Origin of the sequence: Micromonospora inaquosa (assembly GCF_003857055.1) — a bacterium.
Lineage (GTDB): Bacteria > Actinomycetota > Actinomycetes > Mycobacteriales > Micromonosporaceae > Micromonospora > Micromonospora inaquosa.
Genome location: NZ_QGSZ01000014.1, coordinates 1 through 1,199 on the forward strand (window position 1 = coordinate 1; position 1,199 = coordinate 1,199).

Sequence of the window (1,199 nt, forward strand, 5' to 3'; positions counted from 1 at the left end):
CCAAAAGAACCCGCACGCCCGAGATCCTACTGTCCCCCCTCACCCCGCCGTTGATCATGAAGTTGTTGCCCTGCGTTGCGGCGTGTCGTCGCAACAACTTCATGATCAACGGTGTCGGGCGGCGACGATCGCTTGGCGAACCGTCCATGGGATGCAGTCGGGGCGGAGGGTGTCGCGCCAGGTGAACCGGAGGACGGTCCAGCCTGCGTTGATTAGGCGATTCTGACGGCGGCGGTCGGCGTAGGCGGCCTCAGGGGCGCCGTGCGGGCCACGGCCGTCGGCCTCGGCGATGATCTGGGGACCACGCCAACCGAGATCGCCGATTCCCAACAGGTAGCCGTCCTCATCGCGGACCTGAAGTTGCAGTGCGTCCGGTGGCACCTTCCCGTCCACGCATCGCAGCCGGGTCCGCGTCTCAAGTGGGGACTGTGAACGCCCATCGGCCTCACTGAGATAGCCACGCGCCGCGACCGCGCCGCGTCGTCCCCGAACGAGGCACGGAACGGAAAGCAGGTCGTCGGTGGTCACGAGCCGACGATTCAACGCCGAATCCAGCACGCTCACCGCCGCGAAACGATCAACCCGCAGGATCACATCAGCAAGGGTCCGCAGCGGTTCGGTGGCGGTGATTCCGTTCACCTGGACAAGCTGCTCGGGCTGGATAACCAGCTGATGGACCACCACCTCCGGGTGGGCGAGCCGGGCCGGCCTGGCGATCGGGCCTGGCACCGACAGATCGATCACGTCAGTGGACCGCAGACCGGCCAGCCCGTGCAGTTCGGCAGCCGTTGCGAGCACAGCGGCTGCGGCTGGCCCGAAAGGAGGCCACCGCGGCCCTGATCCGCGCCGCTCGCGGAACGCCGTCGTACAGATCGGCGTCCACCAGGTAGGTGCCACGTGCCACGACCCGCCAACGTCCAGCCCGACAGAGCCGCTGCACCTCATGCGCGGTCAGGCCGGCCGCGCGCGCCTGCCGGAGCGTCACGACTCCGTCCCGCACCGCCGCAACCCGCCGCACCACATCCAAGGCGTCCACCCAGCCACCCTGGCCCAACCCGAAACCTGAAACACCCCCCTGTGGACAACCACGCCATCCCTGTGGATAACAGGTGACCAACGCGGGGTTGATCATGAAGTTATTGTCACGACACGCCGATGCCGCTGGCAATAACTTCATGATCAACGCGGAGGGGGTGGGG

General features: G+C 67.1%; 2 protein-coding genes. Both read right to left on the reverse strand.

All coding sequences use genetic code 11. The annotated features are described in order from the left end of the window. Positions 1 to 105: 105 nt before the first annotated feature. The gene (locus DLJ59_RS37125) at positions 106 to 681 is read right to left on the reverse strand and encodes a hypothetical protein (RefSeq protein ID WP_244235748.1); all 576 of its coding nucleotides are present in this window, start codon (positions 679 to 681) and stop codon (positions 106 to 108) included. A gap of 64 nt (positions 682 to 745) precedes the next feature. After that, positions 746 to 1,177, reverse strand: a complete 432-nt coding sequence (locus DLJ59_RS37130; protein ID WP_341869560.1) for a type IV toxin-antitoxin system AbiEi family antitoxin domain-containing protein — start codon at positions 1,175 to 1,177, stop codon at positions 746 to 748. Between the last annotated feature and the right edge of the window lie 22 nt (positions 1,178 to 1,199).

Excerpts from the sequence above, each read along its gene's own strand:
- DLJ59_RS37130 (WP_341869560.1), bottom strand. The coding sequence starts at position 1,177 with ATGAAGTTATTGCCAGCGGCATCGGCGTGTCGTGACAATAACTTCATG.